At 62.1% G+C, this 22,188-nt stretch carries 18 protein-coding genes; 13 read left to right on the top strand and 5 right to left on the bottom strand.

Annotation, left to right across the window (positions count from 1 at the left end; translation table 11 throughout):
• Window positions 1-79: 79 nt before the first annotated feature.
• The 7 genes from L6D82_RS00265 (at window position 80) to tauD (ending at window position 8,456) form a co-directional block, all read left to right on the top strand.
• Window positions 80-2,404: a Tex family protein gene (locus L6D82_RS00265; protein WP_236187805.1), complete on the top strand. Its 2,325-nt coding sequence runs from the start codon at window positions 80-82 to the stop codon at window positions 2,402-2,404.
• Window positions 2,404-2,787 carry a PaaI family thioesterase gene (locus tag L6D82_RS00260; protein WP_102687497.1) on the top strand — a complete coding sequence of 128 codons (384 nt, stop codon included), beginning with the start codon at window positions 2,404-2,406 and terminating at the stop codon, window positions 2,785-2,787. The genes L6D82_RS00265 and L6D82_RS00260 overlap by 1 nt, the downstream gene beginning before the upstream one ends.
• A 214-nt stretch (window positions 2,788-3,001) precedes the next feature.
• The gene (gene gshA / locus L6D82_RS00255) at window positions 3,002-4,585 is read left to right on the top strand and encodes a glutamate--cysteine ligase (RefSeq protein WP_129974192.1); all 1,584 of its coding nucleotides are present in this window, start codon (window positions 3,002-3,004) and stop codon (window positions 4,583-4,585) included.
• A gap of 346 nt (window positions 4,586-4,931) precedes the next feature.
• Complete coding sequence (gene tauA, locus L6D82_RS00250; protein ID WP_007952702.1) at window positions 4,932-5,909, top strand: taurine ABC transporter substrate-binding protein; 978 nt, start codon at window positions 4,932-4,934, stop codon at window positions 5,907-5,909.
• A 16-nt stretch (window positions 5,910-5,925) separates the two neighbouring features.
• A complete protein-coding gene (tauB, locus tag L6D82_RS00245; protein ID WP_011331959.1) occupies window positions 5,926-6,720 on the top strand; it encodes a taurine ABC transporter ATP-binding subunit in 795 nt (264 codons plus the stop codon).
• Window positions 6,717-7,556 carry a taurine ABC transporter permease TauC gene (gene tauC, locus L6D82_RS00240; RefSeq protein WP_064382739.1) on the top strand — a complete coding sequence of 280 codons (840 nt, stop codon included), beginning with the start codon at window positions 6,717-6,719 and terminating at the stop codon, window positions 7,554-7,556. The genes tauB and tauC overlap by 4 nt, the downstream gene beginning before the upstream one ends.
• 57 nt (window positions 7,557-7,613) lie before the next feature.
• A complete protein-coding gene (tauD, locus tag L6D82_RS00235; RefSeq protein WP_085746338.1) occupies window positions 7,614-8,456 on the top strand; it encodes a taurine dioxygenase in 843 nt (280 codons plus the stop codon).
• A gap of 232 nt (window positions 8,457-8,688) precedes the next feature.
• Here the strand turns inward: tauD and mgrA are convergent, their stop codons facing one another.
• The 3 genes from mgrA to L6D82_RS00220 are packed head-to-tail and all read right to left on the bottom strand — an operon-like array spanning window position 8,689 to window position 13,309.
• Window positions 8,689-9,726, bottom strand: a complete 1,038-nt coding sequence (gene mgrA / locus L6D82_RS00230; RefSeq protein ID WP_129973799.1) for an L-glyceraldehyde 3-phosphate reductase — start codon at window positions 9,724-9,726, stop codon at window positions 8,689-8,691.
• Between the two features lie 39 nt (window positions 9,727-9,765).
• Window positions 9,766-11,085, bottom strand: a complete 1,320-nt coding sequence (locus L6D82_RS00225) for an LLM class flavin-dependent oxidoreductase (protein WP_236187804.1) — start codon at window positions 11,083-11,085, stop codon at window positions 9,766-9,768.
• Between the two features lies 1 nt (window position 11,086).
• Window positions 11,087-13,309 carry a TonB-dependent receptor gene (locus tag L6D82_RS00220; RefSeq protein WP_236187803.1) on the bottom strand — a complete coding sequence of 741 codons (2,223 nt, stop codon included), beginning with the start codon at window positions 13,307-13,309 and terminating at the stop codon, window positions 11,087-11,089.
• A gap of 206 nt (window positions 13,310-13,515) precedes the next feature.
• On the opposite strand from L6D82_RS00220, the gene L6D82_RS00215 reads away from it, so the two are divergent.
• Together L6D82_RS00215 and L6D82_RS00210 are read left to right on the top strand one after the other, a co-directional pair.
• A complete protein-coding gene (locus L6D82_RS00215) occupies window positions 13,516-14,553 on the top strand; it encodes a LacI family DNA-binding transcriptional regulator (RefSeq protein WP_236187802.1) in 1,038 nt (345 codons plus the stop codon).
• 113 nt (window positions 14,554-14,666) lie between these two features.
• Entirely contained in the window at window positions 14,667-14,927 is a 261-nt protein-coding gene (locus L6D82_RS00210) for a hypothetical protein (RefSeq protein WP_102687490.1), read from the top strand.
• 24 nt (window positions 14,928-14,951) lie between these two features.
• Here the strand turns inward: L6D82_RS00210 and betT are convergent, their stop codons facing one another.
• Window positions 14,952-16,913, bottom strand: coding sequence for a choline transporter BetT (gene betT, locus L6D82_RS00205; RefSeq protein WP_164872166.1), 1,962 nt, complete (start codon window positions 16,911-16,913; stop codon window positions 14,952-14,954).
• Window positions 16,914-17,496: 583 nt separating this feature from the next.
• A complete protein-coding gene (gene epsC / locus L6D82_RS00200; protein ID WP_007952730.1) occupies window positions 17,497-18,423 on the bottom strand; it encodes a serine O-acetyltransferase EpsC in 927 nt (308 codons plus the stop codon).
• Between the two features lie 190 nt (window positions 18,424-18,613).
• Between epsC and L6D82_RS00195 the strand changes: the two genes are divergently transcribed.
• From L6D82_RS00195 to tcyN, 4 genes are all read left to right on the top strand, one after another.
• Window positions 18,614-19,618, top strand: coding sequence for a D-cysteine desulfhydrase (locus L6D82_RS00195; RefSeq protein ID WP_007952732.1), 1,005 nt, complete (start codon window positions 18,614-18,616; stop codon window positions 19,616-19,618).
• Between the two features lie 305 nt (window positions 19,619-19,923).
• Window positions 19,924-20,724 carry a cystine ABC transporter substrate-binding protein gene (gene tcyJ, locus L6D82_RS00190; protein ID WP_236187801.1) on the top strand — a complete coding sequence of 267 codons (801 nt, stop codon included), beginning with the start codon at window positions 19,924-19,926 and terminating at the stop codon, window positions 20,722-20,724.
• Window positions 20,724-21,389, top strand: a complete 666-nt coding sequence (gene tcyL, locus L6D82_RS00185) for a cystine ABC transporter permease (RefSeq protein WP_007952735.1) — start codon at window positions 20,724-20,726, stop codon at window positions 21,387-21,389. Before tcyJ ends, tcyL begins: the two co-directional genes overlap by 1 nt.
• 4 nt (window positions 21,390-21,393) lie before the next feature.
• Window positions 21,394-22,143 carry an L-cystine ABC transporter ATP-binding protein TcyN gene (tcyN, locus tag L6D82_RS00180; protein WP_085746330.1) on the top strand — a complete coding sequence of 250 codons (750 nt, stop codon included), beginning with the start codon at window positions 21,394-21,396 and terminating at the stop codon, window positions 22,141-22,143.
• Window positions 22,144-22,188: the final 45 nt, after the last annotated feature.

The raw sequence follows: 22,188 nt of genomic DNA, 5'->3' as shown, positions 1-22,188 counted from the left end.
GCATCAAGCCGCCCCACCAGACTCCGGGCCTTTATTTACGCGCCTGCGAGACTGCTTTCACAATTTGTCAGGTGGTTTTATGGACAGCATCAACAGCCGCATCGCCGAGGAACTCGGCGTACGCCCACAACAGGTCGAAGCGGCCGTCGCGCTACTCGATGAAGGCTCTACCGTTCCCTTCATCGCCCGTTACCGGAAAGAAGTGACCGGCAGCCTCGATGACACCCAACTGCGTCATCTGGAAGAGCGTCTGCGCTACCTGCGAGAACTCGACGAACGGCGCATCAGCATTCTTTCCAGCATTCAGGAGCAGGGCAAACTCACCCCTGAGCTGGAGCGCGAAATCAAACTCGCCGACACCAAGACCCGCCTCGAAGACTTGTACCTGCCGTACAAGCAGAAGCGCCGCACCAAGGGCCAGATAGCCCTGGAAGCCGGCCTCGGCGAACTGGCCGACGGCCTGTTCAACGACCCGTCGCTGACCCCGGAAACCGAAGCCGCGCGCTTCGTCGACGCCGAAAAAGGCGTGGCCGATGCCAAGGCTGCACTGGAAGGCGCCAAGTACATCCTCATGGAGCGCTTCGCCGAAGACGCCAACCTGCTGGAAAAACTGCGCACCTACCTGAAGCAGGAAGCCACCCTCAGTGCCCGCGTGATCGCCGGCAAGGAAGAGGAAGGCGCGAAATTCCGCGATTACTTCGAACACGACGAACCGCTGAAAAGCATGCCGTCGCACCGCGCGCTGGCGATTTTCCGTGGCCGCAACGAAGGCATTCTCAGCTCCGCGCTGAAAGTCGGCGAAGAGCTGCCGGGCACCCTGCACCCGTGCGAAGGCATGATCGGCCAGCACGTCGGCATCCAGAACCAGAACCGTCCGGCCGACAAATGGCTGAGCGAAGTGGTGCGCTGGACCTGGAAGGTCAAGCTCTACACCCACCTGGAAACCGACTTGCTGGGCGAGCTGCGCGACGGCGCCGAAACCGAAGCGATCAACGTGTTCGCCCACAACCTGCACGACCTGCTGCTGGCCGCCCCGGCCGGTCCGCGCGCGACTCTGGGCCTCGACCCGGGCCTGCGTACCGGTTGCAAGGTTGCGGTGGTCGACTCCACCGGCAAGCTGCTGGATCACGCCACGGTTTACCCGCACGTGCCGCACAACAAATGGGATCAGACCATCGCCATCCTGGCCGCCCTGTGCGCCAAGCACTCGGTCGATCTGATCGCCATCGGCAACGGCACCGCCAGCCGTGAAACCGACAAACTGGCGATCGAACTGATCAAAAAATACCCAGCGATGAAAATGACCAAAGTCATGGTCTCCGAAGCCGGCGCATCGGTGTATTCGGCATCGGAACTGGCAGCCAAGGAATTCCCGGATCTGGACGTGTCGATCCGTGGCGCGGTATCGATCGCCCGTCGTCTGCAGGATCCGCTGGCCGAACTGGTGAAAATCGATCCGAAATCCATCGGTGTCGGCCAGTACCAGCACGACGTGTCGCAGCTGAAACTGGCGCGCGGCCTGGACGCCGTGGTCGAGGACTGCGTGAACGCCGTGGGCGTGGACGTAAACACTGCCTCCGTGGCGCTGCTGGCGCGGATCTCCGGCCTCAACGCGACCCTGGCGCAAAACATCGTGGCCCACCGTGACGAACACGGCGCGTTCAAGACCCGCGCGGCCTTGAAGAAAGTCGCGCGTCTGGGCGAGAAAACCTTCGAACAGGCCGCCGGCTTCCTGCGTGTGATGAACGGCGACAACCCGCTGGATTCCTCGGCCGTTCACCCGGAAGCCTATCCGCTGGTACAACGCATCGCCGCTGAAACCGACCGCGACATTCGCTCGCTGATCGGTGACGCCTCGTTCCTCAAGCGTCTGGATCCGAAGAAATTCACCGACGAGACTTTCGGTCTGCCCACCGTCACCGACATTCTGCAAGAGTTGGAAAAACCGGGCCGCGACCCGCGTCCGGAGTTCAAGACTGCCGAGTTCCAGGAAGGCGTCGAGGACCTGAAGGACCTGCAACTGGGGATGATCCTCGAAGGCGTGGTGACCAACGTGACCGCGTTCGGTGCGTTCGTCGACATCGGCGTGCATCAGGACGGTCTGGTGCACATTTCGGCGCTGTCGGAGAAATTCATCAAGGATCCGCGCGAAGCGGTGAAGGCCGGTGACGTGGTGAAAGTGAAGGTCATGGAAGTCGACATCCCGCGCAAACGCGTCGGCCTGTCGATGCGCATGAGCGACACCCCGGGCGAGAAGATCGACGGTGCCCGTGGCTCGCGTCCGGGCTCGGCGCCACGCCAGTCGCAGGGTTCGGCGCCACGCAAGGAAAGCACCCCGGCGGCTCCAGCCAATAACGCGATGGCGTCGTTGTTTGCCAACGCCAAGCAGTTGAAGAAACGCTGATGGATATGCCAGCCGGGCTCGTCGAGAGCGCGTTTTTCAAGCTGTTGGGCTGCCGCCTGCACAGCCTGGAAACCGGGGTGGCGCAAGTCGCCCTGGCGCTGGAACCCGAACTGCGCAATCGCGGCGGCAAGCTGCACGGCGGCGCGCTGTTCAGTCTGGTCGATATCGCCATGGGGCTGGCCTGCTCCAGCACCCACGGCTTTGACCAGCAGAGCGCGACCATCGAGTGCAAGATCAACTACATCCGCGCCGTCTCCGAAGGCGAGGTGATGTGCACGGCGCGGGTGATCCACCCGGGCCGGCGCACGCTGGTGGTCGAAGCCGACGTGATGCAGGGCGACAAACTGGTCGCAAAAGCGCAAGGCACGTTCGCTGTCCTGTAGATGTTGTTCATCATTTTGAGTTAATTTCGGCGCTGTGATCGCAGCGTCGGAGTTTTCCTCGCCCGCGTCTGCCAGATTCAGGGACTGAAGTTGGCGTTTCCAATGGGGCTTTCATGGCCCGAAAACCAGGCGAAAACGCCAGTTTCAACTTCACCCTTGTAGACCGTCCTGCCCACCCCCATATTGGGGCGACTGACGCGTGAAGGAATCCAAATTGAGCGAACTTCTCAACCGCCGCCTGGCTCTGCTCGGCGAGCGCGCTAACCTCTCTCTGCTTGAGCAGTGCCTTCACGGTATCGAACGTGAATGCCTGCGCGTGAACGGCGAAGGCCGCCTGGCCCAAACGCCGCACCCTGAAGCCCTGGGTTCCGCGCTGACCAACGAACAGATCACGACCGACTATTCCGAGTCGCTGCTGGAGTTCATCACGCCTGCCCTGCCAGACCCGGCCGATACCCTGGCGAGCCTGGACAAGATTCATCGCTTCGCCTACAGCAAGCTCGGCAACGAGTACCTGTGGAGTCCATCGATGCCGTGCCCGTTGCCGGCCGAGGAAGATATCCCGATCGCCTATTACGGCACCTCCAACATCGGTCAGCTCAAGTACGTCTACCGCAAGGGCCTGGCCCTGCGTTACGGCAAGACCATGCAGTGCATCGCCGGGATTCACTACAACTTCTCCCTGCCGGAAAAACTCTGGCCGTTGCTCAAGGAAGCCGAAGGCTTCATCGGCACCGACCGGGATTTCCAGTCGTCGTCCTATATCGCGCTGATCCGTAACTTCCGCCGCTACAGCTGGCTGCTGATGTACCTGTTCGGTGCCTCGCCGGCGCTGGACGCGGGTTTCCTGCGCGGTCGTGCGCACCAGTTGGAACAGCTGGATCCCGACACCCTGTACCTGCCCTACGCCACCAGCCTGCGCATGAGCGACCTCGGTTACCAGAGCAACGCCCAGGCCGGTCTGACCCCTTGCTACAACGACCTGGCGAGCTACACCGACAGCCTGCGCAAAGCGGTGGCCACGCCGTACGCGCCGTACGTCGAAGTCGGCACGCACCAGGATGGCGAGTGGGTGCAACTGAACACCAACATCCTGCAGATCGAAAACGAGTACTACTCGAACATCCGCCCGAAACGCGTGACCTACACCGGCGAGCGACCGATCCAGGCCTTGATGGCCCGCGGCATTCAGTACGTCGAAGTGCGCTGCCTGGACATCAACCCGTTCCTGCCGATGGGCATCGACCTCACCGAGTCGCGCTTCCTCGACGCGTTCCTGCTGTACTGCGCGCTGAACGAAAGCCCGCTGCTGACCAACAATTCCTGCGGCAACGCCACCTCCAACTTCCTCAGCGTGGTCAAGGAAGGTCGCCGTCCGGGCCTGCAATTGCAGCGCGACGGCCAACCGGTGGAGCTGAAGGAATGGGCCGCCGAACTGCTGGAAAAAATCGCTCCGCTGGCGGCGCTGCTGGATCAAAGCCACGGCGGCGATGCCCACAGCAAGGCGCTCGATGCGCAACTGGCCAAGGTCAAGGATTCGTCCCTGACGCCTTCGGCTCAGGTGCTGGCGGCGATGGCCACGCACAAGGAAAGCTTCGCGCAATTCTCCCTGCGCCAGAGCCAGGCCCACGCCGAGTTCTTCCGCAGCGAACCGTTGGCGGCTGAGGAACAGGCGAAGTTTGAAGAACTGGCGCGGTCTTCGCTGGCGCAACAGGCTGAGCTGGAGCAGAACGAAGTCGGCGATTTCGACGTGTTTGTCGGGTCGTATCAGGCGAGTATTTTGGCGATCAGCAACTGATTGATCGGCGTTGGATCGCAGCCCCCTCACCCTAGCCCTCTCCCGGTGGGAGAGGGGACTGACCGCAGTGTTTATCAGAGCTACGCCGACTTGAAATACCGAGCCGAACTCCGATTGTGAAAAGCCCTCGATCGGCTCCCTTTCCCCCTCGCCCCCTTGGGGGAGAGGGCTGGGGTGAGGGGGTAAGGATTTCAAGTCCGAACCGATAATCCGAAAAGCCCCCACTCTCCCACGCTTAGATTTTTCCGCTCATAAGCTCATTCTAAAAAGTTATTTATTTTTAGATTCTTAGATCATTTAGTCTCCTTTCACGCCGACGCTCGGTCGCCTGATATGGAGCTCTTCAATGAAACTGAATTTCCCGCTTCGCCTGCTGGCCGTGGCCTCTCTGGCTGCTGCGAGTTTCCTGGCTCAGGCCGCCGACCTCACCGTCGCCTACCAGACCACCGTTGACCCGGCGAAAGTCGCCCAGGCCGACGGCGCCTATGAGAAAGCCACCAAGGCCGACATCAACTGGCGCAAATTCGATAACGGTGCCGACATCATCGCCGCCATCGCCTCCGGCGACGTGCAGATCGGCTACCTCGGTTCCAGCCCGCTGACCGCTGCAATCACCCGCAAAGTCCCGGTGGAAACCTTCCTCATCGCCACCCAGATCGGCGCCGCCGAAGCACTGGTCGCCCGCGACGGCTCCGGCATCAAGACCCCGCAGGATCTGGTCGGCAAGAAAATCGCCGTGCCGTTTGTGTCCACCGGTCACTACAGCCTGCTCGCCGCGCTGAAGCACTGGAACATCGACCCATCAAAAGTCACCGTCCTCAACCTCGCCCCGCCAGCGATCATTGCTGCGTGGAAACGCGGTGACATCGACGCCACCTACGTTTGGGATCCGGCGCTGGGTGTGGCCAAGGAAAACGGCAAAGTGCTGATCACTTCCGGTGAACTGGCCAAGTTCGGCGCACCGACCTTCGACGCCTGGATCGTGCGCAAGGACTTCGCCGAGAAGCACCCGGAAATCGTCACCGCCTTCGCCAAGGTCACCCTCGACGCCTACGCCGACTACCGCAAGGATCCGAAAGCCTGGCTGGCCAATCAGAGCAACGTCGACAAGCTGGTGAAACTCTCCGGCGCCAAAGCCAGCGACATCCCATTGCTGCTGCAAGGCAACGTCTACCCGCTGGCAGCGGATCAAGTCAGCGACCTCGGCGCTCCGACCACCAAAGCCATCACTGACACCGCTGCGTTCCTCAAGGAGCAAGGCAAGGTCGAAGCGGTACTGCCGGACTACGCGCCGTACGTCAGCGCCAAGTACATCACCAATTGATCGGGAGTTAACTGCGATGGCCTTGCTACAGCTGGAGCGCATCAGCGCACAGTATCCCGGCAGCCCGGAACCGGTACTGTCCGACATTTCCCTGACCCTCGGCCCTCAGCAATTGCTGGTGGCCCTCGGCCCGTCCGGCAGTGGCAAGACTTCGCTGTTGAACCTGATTGCCGGTTTCGTCGAACCGAGCGCCGGCCGCATCACCCTCGACAACGTGCCGGTCAAAGGTCCGAGCGCCGAACGCGGCGTGGTGTTCCAGGACGACGCCCTGTTGCCCTGGCAGGACGTGCTGGCCAACGTCGCTTTCGGTCTGGAACTGGCCGGTGTGGCCAAGGACAAACGCGAACAGCGCGCTCGGGAAATGCTCGCACTGGTCGACCTTTCCGGTTTTGAACACCGTCGCATCTGGCAGCTTTCCGGCGGCCAGAAGCAACGCGTTGGCCTGGCCCGCGCCCTCGCCGCCGATCCGCGTGTGTTGCTGATGGACGAACCCTTCGGCGCCCTCGACGCCTTCACCCGCGAACAGATGCAGGAGCTGTTGCTGCAAGTCTGGCAACGCACCGCCAAACCGGTGTTCCTGATTACCCACGACATTGAAGAAGCGGTGTTCCTCGCCACTGACCTGATTCTGCTCGCGCCGAATCCGGGGCAGATCGTCGAGCGCCTGCACCTCGACTTCGGCCAGCGCTACGCCGCCGGCGAATCGGCGCGGGCGATCAAGTCCGATCCGCGCTTCATCGAAACCCGCGAACACGTGCTGGCCAAAGTGTTCTCGCAACGCAGCGCCGTTCAGCGGCAGGAGCGCGCATGAGCAGTTACGACGTTTCCGCCACCGCCGTGAAACCCGCCGCCACATCGGTGGTGATTCCCGTGCGCCGCAGCCTCAGCACCCGCTGGATCAGCCTGCTGACCCTGTTCGCGTTGCTGGTGATCTGGTGGGCCGTGACCGCCACCGGCCTGATCGAACCGCTGTTCCTGCCGCCACCGTCCGCCGTGCTGCAAAAAGGCTGGTTGCTGGCGACCACGGGCTACATGGATTCGACGTTGTGGCAGCACCTGGGCGCCAGTCTGAGCCGCATCGGCCTGGGCCTCGGTTTTGCGATTCTGACCGCGGTGCCGGTGGGCATTGCCATCGGCGCCAACCGCATCGCCCGTGGTGTGCTCGATCCGCTGATCGAGTTCTACCGGCCGATTCCGCCGCTCGCCTATTTGCCGCTGATCGTGATCTGGTGCGGCATCGGCGAGTTGTCGAAAGTGCTGCTGATCTATCTGGCGATTTTTGCCCCTATCGCGATTGCCACCGCCACCGGCGTGCGCACCGTCGACCCGGCCAAATTGCGCGCCGCACAGTCGCTGGGCGCCACTCGCGCACAACTGATCCGCCATGTGATTTTGCCAAGCGCCCTGCCAGACATTCTGACCGGTGTGCGCATTGGTCTGGGTGTCGGCTGGTCGACTCTGGTCGCTGCCGAACTGATCGCGGCCACCAGCGGCCTGGGCTTCATGGTGCAGTCGGCGGCGCAGTTCCTGGTCACCGATGTGGTGGTGCTGGGGATTCTGGTCATCGCCCTGATCGCCTTCGCGATGGAGATGGGCCTGCGCGCCCTGCAACGCAAACTGGTGCCGTGGCACGGCCAGGCCCACTGATTTTTCAGCACTGACTACCCCGACAGTTTCGGGGCCCCGGAATTGAAGAGAACCACCATGAGCAGCCTGAACATCACCCCTTTAAGCTCGGCCCTCGGCGCACAGATCAGCGGCGTCGACATCAGCCAGCCGCTGAACCTGGAACAGCGCGACACCATCGAGCAGGCACTGCTCAAATACCAGGTGCTGTTCTTCCGTAATCAACCGATCGAGCCGTCGCAGCAGGCGCGTTTCGCCGCTTACTTCGGCGATCTGCACATTCACCCGATCTACCCGAACGTGCCGGAACAGCCGGAAGTGCTGATCCTCGACACCGCCGTCACCGACGTGCGCGACAACGCGATCTGGCACACCGACGTGACCTTCCTGCCGACCCCGGCCATGGGCGCGGTGCTCAGCGCCAAGCTGCTGCCGGAATTCGGTGGCGACACATTGTGGGCCAGCGGGATTGCCGCGTATGAGGCGCTGTCGGCGCCGATGAAAGCGCTGCTCGAAGGGCTGACCGCAACTCACGATTTCACCCGCTCGTTTCCGCTGGAACGCTACGGCAACACGCCGGAAGCACTGGCGCAGTGGGAAGCGGCACGGCGCAAGAATCCACCGCTGTCGCACCCGGTGATTCGCACGCATCCGGTGAGCGGACGGCGTTCGCTGTTCGTCAGTGAAGGGTTCACGTCGAAGATCAATGAGCTGTCGGAATCCGAGAGCGAAGCGGTGTTGAAGTTCTTGTTCGCGCATGCGACGCGGCCGGAGTTCACCATTCGCTGGCGCTGGCAGAAGGACGACATTGCGTTCTGGGACAACCGCGTGACCCAGCATTACGCGGTGGATGACTACCGGCCGGCGCGGCGGGTGATGCAGCGGGCTACGGTGTTGGGGGATGTGCCGTTTTTTCGTTGAGCCTTTAACGCCAGAGCAAAATCAAGAGCCCCCTCACCCTAACCCTCTCCCGGAGGGAGAGGGGACTGACCGAGGTGTTTTGTCGCTATACACCGACCTGAAATATCGAATCGAACTCAGGTTTGAAAAGCACGGAGATTTGCTCCCTTTCCCCCTCGCCCCCCTGGGGGCGGTCCGACGTTTCGGGAGGGCTGGGGTGAGGGGGGATCTATCTGACCCACCCCAGTTTCGATCACTCCGCCGTCGAAGGCTTCTCCCAAAGATTGATCCCGCCCTCCTGAGCAAACCGGTCAATCTCCGCCAACTCTTCCGCACTGAAGCTCAGATTCTTCAACGCCCCGACGTTCTCGACAATCTGCTCCGGCCGGCTCGCGCCGATCAGCGCCGAAGTCACCCGAGGATCCCGAAGTGTCCACGCCAGCGCCAGTTGCGCCAGGCTCTGCCCACGACGTTTGGCGATTTCATTCAACGCCCGCACATGAGCAATGTTGGCCTCGGACAAGTGCGAAGACAGCAACGAGCCACCGCCCGGACGATTGACCCGTGCATCCGCCGGCACGCCGTTGAGGTATTTGTCGGTCAGCAAACCTTGCGCCAGCGGAGTGAATGCAATCACGCCGGTGCCGAGTTCGTCGGTGGTGTCGAGCAGGTCCTTTTCCACCCAGCGGTTTAGCAGGTTGTAGGCCGGTTGGTGAATCAACAGCGGCACTTTCCACTCTTTGAGCAACGCGGCGATTTCGCGGGTTTTCACCCCGGAGTACGACGAGATACCGATGTACAACGCCTTGCCCTGCTGCACCGCAGTGGCGAGGGCGCTGGCGGTTTCTTCCAGCGGGGTGTCCGGGTCGAAGCGGTGCGAATAGAAGATATCCACATAGTCCAGGCCCAGGCGTTGCAGGCTTTGGTCGAGGCTGGCCAGCACGTATTTGCGCGAACCACCACCCTGGCCGTAAGGGCCGGGCCACATGTCCCAGCCGGCCTTGCTGGAGATGATCAGTTCGTCGCGATACTGCTTGAAGTCTTCGCGCAGCAGACGGCCGAAATTGGTCTCGGCGCTGCCGTAGGGCGGGCCATAGTTGTTGGCCAGGTCGAAGTGGTTGATCCCCAGATCGAACGCCGTGCGCAGCAACGAGCGCTGGGTGTCGATCGGCGTGCTGTCGCCGAAGTTGTGCCACAGGCCCAGGGACAGCGCCGGCAGCACCAGACCGCTGCGTCCGACGCGGCGGTAAGGGATGGAGTCATAGCGGTTTTCGGCAGCGGTGTAAGTCATCGAATCCTCTCTTGTCGGTCTTGAATCGGGTGTCGATTGCTACGCAAATCTATTGCCGGGCCGGGCGAGGCCAAGGTTCTGGCGCAAGGTCCGGCCCTCGTATTCGGTTCTGAACAGCCCACGCCGTTGCAGTTCCGGGACCACGCCATTGGCGAAGTCTTCGAGCCCGCCGGGCAGGTGCGGCACCAGCACATTGAAGCCGTCCGCCGCGCCCTGCTCGAACCACTCCTGCAAGCGGTCGGCAATCTGCGCCGGAGTGCCGACGACGCTGTAATGCCCGCGACCGCCAGCGATTCTGCGACCCAGTTCGGCCAAGGTCAGATGCTCCCGGCCGGCCAGTTCGGTCAGCAGTTTCTGTCGGCTTTGCTGGCCGCTGTCAGTCAGCGGCAATTCCGGCAGCTGCCCGTCCAGCGGGTACTTCGACAGATCGAAGTTGCCCAGCATACGCCCAAGAAGGGCGACGCCAACCTCGGGTTCGACCAATTGCTGAAACGTTTCACATTTTTCCTGCGCTTGGGCTTCCGTCTGCCCGACCACGACAAACACGCCGGGCATGATTTTCAGCGAATCGGCACTGCGTCCGTACTTCGGCAAGCGGCCCTTGAGGTCGGCGTAGAAGGCTTGGGCGCTGGCCAGTGAAGTCTGCGCGGTGAACACCACTTCGGCCGTCTGCGCCGCCAGTTCACGCCCGGTTTCCGACGAGCCGGCCTGCACGATCACTGGCTGCCCCTGTGGCGAACGCGCGACATTCAGCGGGCCTTTGACCTTGAAGTGCTCGCCGACGTGATTCAGCACGTGCAGTTTTTCCGGGTCGTAATACGCGCCGCTGGCTTTGTCGCGAATGAAGGCATCGTCCTGCCAACTGTCCCAGAGACCCGTGACCACCTGATGAAATTCCCGGGCGCGGCTGTAGCGTTCGGCATGGCCGATGTGTTCGTCGCGGCCAAAATTCTGCGCTTCGGCGGCGTTGTCCGAGGTCACCAGATTCCACCCCGCTCGCCCGCCCGACAGGTGATCGAGCGAAGCGAACTTGCGCGCCACGTGGTACGGCTCGTTGTAGCTGGTGGTGGCGGTGGCGATCAGGCCGATGTGCTCGGTCACTGCGCTCAACGCCGAGAGCAACGTCAGCGGTTCGAAGTGATCCGAACGGGCCATGCGGCTGGCGATTTCCTGGGTCGGGGCGGCGACGCTGTCGGCGACGAACAGAGTGTCGAACTTCCCTGCCTCGGCAATCTGCGCCAGCCGTTTGTAATGGGCGAAATCCAGCCCGGCGTTGGCCGGCACTTCCGGGTGACGCCACGCGGCAACGTGGTGCCCGGTGGCCATGAGGAACGCGCCGAGTTTCAGCTGTCTGCTCATCTCAGAAGTCCTTGCGCAGTTGCACGCCGAAGTAGCGCTCGTCGTCGCGAGGCACGGCGCGGTAGATGTAGTTGCCACCGCTGGCGAGCAATGGCGAATACGACTTGTCGGTGAGGTTCTTGCCGAGCAACGCCACGCGCCAGCCGTTGGTGTAATCGGCCAGAGCCACGCTGGCGTTCCAGAGTCCGTAGGCGCCCTGCTTGGTGTCGGCGTTCTGGCTGATGTCGTACTGCACTTCGCTCTGCCAGCTGTAATCGGTGCCGAGTTCGATATCCAGGCCGTTATCCAGCGGGATGGTGTAGTCGGCGCGCACGTAGCTTTTCCAGTCCGGGCTGAACGGCAGCGGTTTGCCGTTGACGTTGCACGACGCCGCCGCGCCCGACGGGCAGGCGAACTCGTCGATGCGGGCGCGGGTGTAGGCCAGCGCGCCGGAGAACTTCAGTTGCTGGGTCGCCTGCAGGGCGAAATCAAGTTCCACACCCTCGGTGCTGACGCTGCCGGCGTTGATCAGGCGCGTTACGACTTGCCCGGCGACGGTGTCGAAAAAGTTCGCCTGATAGTTGTCGTAGTCGCTGTGGAAAACCGCCAGGTTGGTGGTCAGGCGATTGTTCCAGGACGAGGCTTTGATCCCCGCCTCCCAGGTGTTGGAGGTTTCCGGTTTCAGTGCTTCGGTGTCGCGTGGCTGCATGTTGAAGAACACGTTGTAGGCCGGACCTTTGTAGCCACGCGAATAGGTCAGGTAGGTGGTGACGGTATCGCTCAGGTCGTACTGCAAACCGAGCCGGCCGGACCAGCCGTCCTCGTCCACCGAACCGGAACTGCGGGTGGCCGGTTGAATGCCGCTGACGGTGGTGGCGGACGTAGAGACGCGACGGTGATCGTATTCGAGATTGTCGTGGGTGTAGCGCAGGCCGGCGATGCCACGAAAGTTCGAGGTGAAATTCAGCGTGCTCTCGCCGAACACCGCATAGCTGTCGCTGGTGGTGCTGTAATCGGCGACGCCGCGATCTGTCCGTGTGGTGGTCAGCGTGCGCTGATAGGTTTCCTCGTCCTTGCCGTGCATGTAGAACAGGCCGCCGACGTATTCGAGGAACTCGCCTTTCGGCGACGCCAGACGCAGCTCCTGCGAGTACTGGTCGAACGCCAGATCGCCCTTGTCCGCTGTGCCGGGGAACGCGGCCGTTACCGTACCGAGGCGGTCGCCGTCCTGATACTGAGTGTTGTCCCAGCCACGCCACGCGGTGATCGAGGTCAGGGTGTAATTCCCCAGTTGCCAGTCGAGCTGGCCGGACAGGCCCTTGTTGGTGTCCTCGACGTGGGAGCGGGTGTCGGTGTTGATGTCGCGATTGTGGCTGGTGGCACTCACCGGACTCAGCGCATTGGCGAAGGCCGGGGTCAGTGCCTTGGTCACGACGCCGTTCGGGCCGTCATCGTGGGACTGCATGTAGTCGGCAATCAGGGTGAAGGTGATGTCGTCGTTCGGAGTGAATTCCAGTTTGCCGCGCACGCCGCGATGGTTGTAGCCGTTGACCTCCTGACCGTTGTGCTGGTTGTCGACGTTGCCGTCGTAGCTGCCGAACAAGGTGCTGATCGAGCCCTTGAGCGTGTCCGGAATCAGGCTGCCGCCGATGCCGAAACGGGTGCGGCTTTCGTTGCCGCTGTAGTACGACTGATCGATGTAGCCGTGGGTCTCGGCGGTCGGCGCCTTGCTGGTGATGTTCAGCACACCGGCCGAGGCGTTCTTGCCGAACAGCGTGCCTTGCGGGCCGCGCAGGACTTCGACGCGTTCCAGGTCCAGCAGATCGAGAGTGGATTGGCCGGGGCGCGCATAAACCACGCCATCAATCACCGTGGCCACCGTCGGTTCGACGCCCGGCGAGGTGGAAATCGTCCCCACGCCGCGCACGAACAACGAGGTGTCCTTGTTCGATGCGCCAGTGCGGAAATTCAGCGACGGCACCTGCTGGACGATGCTCGCCACGCTGTTGCGGTTGTCGCGTTCCAGCTGCTCGCCGTCGATCACCGACACCGCCACCGGCACCTTTTGCAGCGACTCTTCGCGGCGGGTGGCGGTGACCGTGACGGACTTGAGTGTCGGCTCCTGATCGGTGCTGTCCGCGGCGAACGCGGCGGGCAGCGGCAGCGCAGCCAGCCCGGTGAGTAGCCAGCCCGCAGCGCGGATCGATTGCGCCAGTTTATGTGTCGCCCCAGGAATGTTGTGCATGTTTGCCCGCTCGAAAAGTTGCCCTGAACCGCTGCCGTTCTGCGACGACAGCGCCTGTCTCGGTGTCTTGGGCATTCGCTCGAGCGAGTAGCAGACAACGCGCTTTGTTAGCGCTAACATCGCCAGTATTGGCAAGCCGGACATAGACCGTCCAATACTGAAAAATTACTTTTATATGCGTTTTGGTTTTTAAGAAGGATCGAGCCTTGAGCGAAGAAAAGCCCCGCAAACGCCGTGGCGCCGGTCGCGTGACCCTCAACGCGGTGGCGCGCCAGGCCGGTGTTTCGGCGATCACCGTGTCGCGCTACTTCAACCAGCCGGAACAGGTCTCGCCCGAACGCCGCGAACGGATCGCGGCGGTGGTCGCCGAGCTGGGATACGTGCCGAATCTGGTGGCCGGCGGGCTCGCCTCGGCGCGGGGGAAAATCGTCGGCATGGTGATCCCGAACATCTCCGGGCCGATCTTCGCCAACACCATTCAGGGCTTCAGCGACACCCTCAGCCGTCACGGCTATCAGCTACTTCTGGCCTCGAGTTACTTCAGCGCCGAGCAGGAAGAAAACGCGGTGCGGGCATTCCTCGGCTGGTCGCCGGCAGCGTTGGTGGTCACCAGTCACTTCCATAGCGCGGGCACGGAAAAGATGCTCGCCGAGGCAGATATCCCGGTGATCGAAACCTGGGATTACCAACCGGAGCGTGAGCCGATGCAGATCGGCTTTTCGCACTTCGAAGTAGGTGTCAGCGCCGCTCGTTATCTGCACGACAAAGGCTATCGACGCATCGCCTTCGTGCAGAACAGCGCACCCGGCGACTTCAGCGCACTGGAACGCCGCGACGGTTACGCCGCGACCGTGCGCAAGCTAGGACTTGAGCCCTGGGTATTCGCACCCGACGCCGATCGCGCCCCGTTCGAGGCCGGCAAGCAAGCGATGGAAGCACTGATGAACGCCTCCCCACGCCCGGACGCGATCATCTTCGCCAACGACAACCTCGCCGCCGGCGGCCTGCTCGCCGGACAACGCGCCGGCCTCAACATCCCCGAAGACTGCGCCGTCCTCGGCTTTGGCGACTACCCGTTCGCCGAGATGCTGCTGCCGAGCCTGAGCACGAGCAAACCGCCGGCGCTGGAGATCGGCGTACTGGCAGCGACGCGGGTGCTGGAAAGCCTTGGCGTGTTGCCGAGCGATGAGGTGCAGCGGCTGAACCTGCTGCAGTGCACGGTCATTGAGCGGGAAAGTACCTGACGAATATGGCGTGGGCGGGTTTGGCTATGCTCTAAATGAAACCGAGGTGGCGCCTTCGCGGGCTTGCCCGCGAAATCGTCCGATCAAACACCGCACATCCCGCAGGCACATCCATGCACACCGCAATCATCATCTTCTTCGGCCTGATCCTGCTGGCGCTGATGTTTTACATCGGCGAGCGCATCGGCTTCAGTCGGCAGACGCTGGCCTATGTGTTCGCGGCGTTGTGGCTGGCGTTGACGGTGATCAATGGTGCGGTCGGCGTGGTGCACGCCGGGCAGCCGCTGGGGACGGAGATTGCGATCGGCAGCGCCGTTTATGGCGTGCCGCTGGCGGCGATGGTGTTGTTCATGGTGCTGAGCGCCGAGACCTGAAAGCGTCCCGGCGCCCTGCTCCGATCAACGCACCAGATGCAGGAACTGCATGTGCCGTTCGTACTGGTCGAGGATGTCGTTGATGATCTGCTCCTTCGTGTAACCAACCAGATCGTAGTCCTGACTGCCCTCGCTCAAGTGCACTTCGGCGCGGTAGTAGCGGCGATTGTTGAGCTGCTTGGAGCCCATGCCACCACGGGCGAACGACGGCGTGAAGTAGCCGCGCATCTGCACCTGGTAGATGAACGGGTGCTGTTCACCGTGACCGATTTCCAGGCTGACGCTGTCGTGAGCCGGATCCGGTTGGGTGACCACGTTCAGGCCTTTCTCGGCGAACACGGCCGTCACTTCTTCGATGGCCGGTTTCACCGTGGTGTCCATGAAGCGGTACACCTCGTCGCGCGACGGGAAGTGCACGGCCTGGCTCAGACGCTGACGCCAGCCGCCCTTGCCCCGCCGTGAACCGGACACCGGCGCCAGCGAATGCAGTTGCGCGATCTGCTTCTGCGACTCCAGGTAGAACGCCTTGTGCAGGCCCCACATCATCAGCAGCAGAATCAGCGAGAACGGCAAGGAGGTCAGCACCACCGCCGACTTCAGCGCATCGATGCTGCCGGAGAACAGCAGCGCGCTGGTGATCAGCGCGGTCATCGCGCCCCAGAACACCCGCAGCCATTTCGGCCCGTCTTCATCCGGGTTACCGCCCTTCGCCGACAGGGTCGAGAGCACCACGGTGCCGGAGTCGGCGGAGGTGACGAAGAACACGAAGCTGATGAACACCGTTACCGCGATGACAGTCTTGCTCCACGGATAGGTTTCCAGCAGCAGGTAAAGGGTCATCGACGGGTTGTCGAGGGCCGACATGCCAAGTGCCGACATACCGTGATTGAGCACCTGGTCGATGGCGCTGTTGCCGAAGATCGACATCCACGCCAGGGTGAAACCGAGCGGAATCAGCAACACGCCGAAGACGAATTCGCGGATGGTCCGACCACGGGAAATCCGTGCGATGAACAGGCCCACGAACGGCGACCACGCGATCCACCAGGCCCAGTAGAACACCGTCCAGCCGCCGAGCCAGTCGCTCGGTTTGTCGTAGGCGTAGAGGTCGAAACTCTTCATCGGCAAGGCGCCGAGGTAGTCGCCCAGATTCTGGATCAGGGTGTTGAGCAAATGCTGGGTGGGGCCGGCGAACAACACGAACAGCAGCAGCGCACAGGCCAGCAGCATGTTGATGTCGGACATGACCCGCACGCCTTTATCCACACCCGAGACGGCGACGATGATCGCCGCGCCCATCATCAGCGTGATCAGGCCGACCTGAATCCACTGGGTGTGGGCGATGCCGAACAGATAATCCAGACCGGAGTTGAGATGGAGCACGCCGAAGCCCATGTCCGCACCGAGGCCGAACACCGTGGCGATGATGCCGAAGCCGTCCACCGCGTAGCCGATGGGGCCGTTGATGCGCTTGCCGATCAGCGGGTACAGCGCCGAGCGCAGCGCCAGCGGCAGGTTATGCCGGTAGGCGAAATACGCCAGCGCCATGCCGACAAAGGCGAACACGCCCCAGCCGTGCAGGCCCCAGTGCAGAAAGAGAATCTGCATCGCCTGACGCGCCGCCTCCGCGGTGCCGGCCTCGCCTTGGGGCGGCTGAAGCATGTGGGTCAGCGGCTCGGACACACAAAAGAAAAACAGCGTGATGCTGATCCCGGCGGCGAACAGCATGCCGGCCCAGGACAGGTAACTGAATTCGGGTTCGTCGTGGTCGGCACCGAGCTTGATCTTGCCGTAGCCCGATAACGCGGTGACCACCACGAAGACCAGATACAGGGTCATCGCGAGCATGTAGTACCAGCCGACCGTGTTGGCCGCCCAGTTTTGCGCTTCGAGAAGCCAGGCGCCGGCCTGTTCCGGCATGGCGATGACCGTCAGGCCGAACAGCAGGATCACCGTCGCGGCGAACCAGAACACCGGCGGATTCATGCGCACCAGACCGCTGGCGGGGGTGGACGATGCACTCATGAACGGTGCACCTCAAGAGATTGGAAAATGGCTGAAATGATCGGACTCAGCAAAGGCAAGCCTCCTGTTGTGAGCGGGCAGCGAACCGCCGGTTTAACTTGAATGAACGTTCAAGTTAAACATGGATAGTACGCTCAGGACTAATCGCAGGGCTCAGCGGTACCTTTCGTACGCTAGCTCAAGGTTGGGTATGACGGGGGTTTGGGCGGATTCGTTCAGTGGAAAAATCAAAGTCAAAAGCGCCCTCACCCTAACCCTCTCCCGGGGGGAGAGGGGACTGATTGGGGGATGCTTGAGAGTTTCGCCGACCTGATCTTGCTGTACCGAATCCATAATCGACTGGTTTTTTCAGATCGATGTATAGGCCCCCTCACCTCAGGGAGAGGGACTGATTAGGGGATATTCAAGAAATACGCCGACGTGAAAGTGCTTCGCTGAATCCATAATCGACTCGGTGTTTCAGGTCGATGTACAGCGCCAGACACCTCGGTCGGCTCCCTCTCCCCCGGGGAGAGGGCTGGGGTGAGGGTAGCCCTTTAGTGCCTCACTTCTGCGTCCCGTCATCATGCTGCAGATTGGCCTGGGTCAGGTTGCACCCGGCCGGCACGCTGCGAGTCAGCCACACATTGCCGCCGATGGTCGAGCCTTTGCCAATGGTGATCCGTCCGAGGATCGTCGCCCCGGCGTAAATCACCACGTCGTCCTCGACGATCGGATGGCGTGGATGGCCTTTCTGCAACTGGCCGTCCTCGTCCGCCGGGAAGCGTTTGGCGCCGAGGGTTACCGCCTGATAAATCCTGACGCGCTCGCCGATGATCGCGGTCTCGCCGATCACCACGCCCGTCCCGTGGTCGATGAAGAAACTGCGGCCGATCTGCGCGCCCGGGTGAATATCGATGCCGGTCGCCGAGTGGGCGATTTCCGAACTGATCCGCGCCAGCAACGGCAGGCCCGCGCGATACAAATGGTGAGCCAGACGATGGTGAATCACCGCCAGAATCCCCGGATAGCACAGCAGCACTTCATCGACGCTGCGCGCCGCCGGATCGCCGTGGTAGGCGGCCAGCACATCAGTGTCGAGCAGGCTGCGCAAGCCCGGCAACGCGAGGGCGAAATCCTGGATGATCCTGATCGCCTGCGCCTCGACTTCAGTGTCGGCCTGAGCACTGTGACGGGCGACGTAACGCAGTTCGAGTCGTGCCTGGGCCAGCAATGCATTCAGCGCGACGTCGAGGGTATGGCCGACGTAGAAATCCTCGCTCTCCTCACGCAGATCCACCGGCCCCAGCCGCATCGGAAACAGTGCGCCGCACAGGGCTTCCAGAATCTGCGCCATCGCATCACGGGACGGCAACTCGCGTCCGCCCTGCTCTCCGGAAGCACGGCCATTTTGTGCCCGCCACTGATCCCGCGCAGTACGCAGCTGGCTGACGATGGTCTGCAATTGCCAATGGCTGGAACGCTCGCTCACGGTAAAGACTCCTCACGGGCGGCCGGACTGTCTGGCCGCGTCAACGGCGACTACTTTACGGCAAGCCCACGGGCGCGAATTAAGAACCGATAGTGCTGGCTTAAGCACATTTGGCTATAAGCGATTGGCGGTTGCCCCGGTAAATCGGCGTGCCTATAGTCCTGACATCTCCTTGCATCAGTACGGAACCATGTCCACACAACCGATCAAACAACAGCTGGACCGCTTTAACCGCCTTGACCTGCTCGGCCAACCGACCCCACTGGAAAAACTCGAGCGCCTGTCCACCTGGCTCGGCCGCGATGTCTACATCAAGCGCGATGACCTGACGCCTCTGGCCATGGGCGGTAACAAGTTGCGCAAGCTCGAATACCTCGCCGCCGATGCCCTCGCCCAAGGCGCGGACACCTTGATCACCGCCGGCGCACTGCAATCGAACCACGTTCGCCAGACCGCAGCGCTGGCCGCGAAACTGGGTCTGGGCTGCGTGGCCCTGCTGGAAAACCCGCTGGGCACCGACGACAGCAACTACACCGGCAACGGCAATCGCCTGCTGCTGGACCTGTTCGACACCAAGGTCGAGCTGGTCGACAACCTCGACAACGCCGACGAACAACTGGCCGCCCTCGCCGTGCGCCTGCGCAGCAACGGCAAGAAGCCGTACCTGGTGCCGATCGGTGGCTCCAACGCCCTCGGCGCGCTGGGTTACGTGCGCGCCGGTCTGGAGCTGGCAGAGCAGATCAAAGACACCGGCCTGCAATTCTCCGCCGTGGTCCTGGCCTCGGGCAGTGCCGGCACTCACAGCGGTCTGGCGCTGGCGTTGAGCGAGGCGCTGCCGCAACTGCCGGTGATCGGCGTGACCGTCTCGCGCAGCGAAGAAGACCAGCGCCCGAAAGTCCAGGGCCTGGCCGAACGCACCGCCGACCTGCTGGGCGTGGCGCTGCCGGACAGTTTCAAGGTCGAGTTGTGGGACGAATACTTCGGCCCGCGCTACGGCGAGCCGAACGCCGGGACACTGGCGGCGGTGAAACTGCTGGCCAGCCAGGACGCCGTGCTGCTCGATCCGGTCTACACCGGCAAGGCCATGGCCGGGCTGCTCGACGGCATTGGCCGCGGGCGTTTCGACGACGGCCCGATCATCTTCCTGCACACCGGCGGCGCCCCGGCGTTGTTCGCATACAAGGATTTTCTCTGATGCGCTCGTTCCCACGCTCTGCGTGGGAATGCAGCCCGGGACGCTCCGCGTCCCTTGCCGCCGTTGAAGCGATCCCACGCAGCATGTGGGAGCAACCGAAATACGAAAAACACATATTCCACACAAGAATAACAAATGGAAAATTCATTATTTTCCATTCTAAAAGAACCGTCATATAGTCTCGCCGCAGGCGAATTTCGCGAGAGACGCATAAGCTGCTTTAAGGCAGGATAGCGCTGTCGTCCAATTCCCGGATTCGCCAACTTTCCTTAAGCGTCTTCCATAAGAAAACACAGGGGCTTGTCATGATTTTTTCCGCACTACGTCGAAATCTGCTGGTAGGTTCGCTGGGCCTGGCACTGAGCGCCGGTCTGATCAGCAACGCCGTTGCCGGTGAGCAACTGCAACAGATCAAGGACAAAGGCGTTATCAACGTCGGCCTGGAAGGCACTTACCCACCGTTCAGCTTCGTCGATGCCGACGGCAAGCTGTCGGGTTTCGAAGTCGAGCTGTCCGAAGCCCTGGCCAAGAAGCTGGGCGTGAAGGCCAAGATTCAGCCGACCAAATGGGACGGCATCCTCGCAGCCCTGGAATCCAAGCGTCTGGACGTCGTGGTCAACCAAGTGACCATCTCCGACGAGCGCAAGAAGAAGTATGACTTCTCCGAGCCCTACACCATCTCCGGGATTCAGGCGCTGGTGCTGAAGGACAAGGAAGCTGCGCTGAACATCAAGTCCGCCGCTGACCTGTCCGGCAAGAAAGTCGGCGTAGGCCTGGGCACCAACTACGAACAATGGGTCCGCGCCAACGTGCCGGGGGCCGACGTGCGCACCTACGACGATGATCCGACCAAGTTCGCCGACCTGAACAACGGCCGTACCGACGCGATCCTGATCGACCGTCTGGCTGCACTGGAATACGCCAAGAAAGCGCCGAAAACCGTCGCCGCCGGTGAAGCCTTCTCGCGTCAGGAAGCCGGTATCGCCCTGCGCAAAGGCGAGCCTGAACTGCTGGCCGCCGTGAACAAGGCCCTCGACGAACTGCGTGCCGACGGCACCCTTGAGAAGCTGTCCAAGAAATACTTCAACGCTGACGTCACCCAATAATGGAAGAAGCTTTCCAACTCGCTCTGGACTCCGCGCCCTTCCTGTTGAAGGGCGCGTACTACACGGTAATCCTCAGCCTCGGCGGCATGTTCTTCGGCCTGCTGCTGGGCTTTGGCCTGGCGTTGATGCGCCTGTCGCGCTTCAAGTCGGTCAGCTGGCTGGCTCGCATCTACGTGTCGTTCTTTCGCGGCACGCCGTTGCTGGTGCAACTGTTCGTGATCTATTACGGCTTGCCGCAATTGGGCATGGAACTCGACCCGCTGCCGGCGGCACTGATCGGCTTCTCGCTGAACATGGCCGCCTACGCCTGTGAAATCCTGCGGTCCGCAATCGGTTCGATCGAACGCGGCCAGTGGGAAGCCGCTGCGAGCATCGGCATGACCCGCGCGCAGACCCTGCGCCGGGCCATCCTGCCGCAGGCCATGCGCACGGCCTTGCCGCCGCTGGGCAACAGCTTCATTTCGCTGGTCAAGGACACCGCACTGGCCGCCACCATTCAGGTGCCGGAGCTGTTCCGTCAGGCACAGCTGATTACCGCCCGGACTTTCGAAGTCTTCACCATGTATCTTGCCGCCGCGCTGATCTACTGGATTCTGGCCACGGTGCTGTCGCACTTCCAGAACAAGTTGGAAGAGCGGGTCAATCGGCACGACCAGGAGTCCTGACCCCATGATTGTCGTGGAAAAACTGACAAAGCAGTTCAAGGGTCAAGTCGTGCTCAACGGCATTGATCTGGAGGTGAAGGAAGGTGAGGTCGTGGCAATCATCGGCCCCAGCGGCTCGGGCAAGACCACGTTCCTGCGCTGCCTGAACTTCCTCGAACAACCCACCAGCGGCCGGATCAAGGTTGGCGAGATCGAGATCGATACCAGCCGCCCGCTGAACCAGCAGCAGAGCCTGGTGCGCAACCTGCGCCAGCACGTGGGCTTCGTGTTCCAGAACTTCAACCTGTTCCCCCACCGCACCGCGCTGGAAAACGTCATCGAAGGCCCGATCGTGGTCAAGAAGACGCCCCGCGATGCAGCCATTGCCCTGGGCAAGAAGCTGCTGGCCAAGGTCGGCCTGGCGGGCAAGGAAGACGCCTACCCACGGCGCCTGTCCGGTGGCCAGCAACAGCGCGTGGCGATTGCCCGGGCGCTGGCGATGGAGCCGGAAGTGATCCTGTTCGACGAGCCGACCTCGGCCCTCGATCCGGAACTGGTAGGTGAAGTGCTGGCAACCATCCGCGGCCTCGCCGAGGAGAAACGCACCATGGTCATCGTCACCCACGAAATGGCGTTCGCCCGTGATGTGGCCAACCGCGTGGTGTTTTTCGACAAAGGCGTGATCGTCGAACAAGGTGAAGCGAAAGCGTTGTTTGCCAATCCGCAAGAAGAACGCACTCGACAGTTCCTCAGCAAGTTCAGAAACAACGGCTGACCTGCAAACTTCCCCGAATACAAACTTCCATGGACGGAAGTTTCG

The organism is Pseudomonas paraglycinae, from assembly GCF_021601625.1.
Taxonomy (GTDB): Bacteria; Pseudomonadota; Gammaproteobacteria; order Pseudomonadales; family Pseudomonadaceae; genus Aquipseudomonas; species Aquipseudomonas paraglycinae.
Note: the sequence above shows the minus strand (reverse complement) of the source record. Positions and strands in the feature narration are given on the sequence as shown.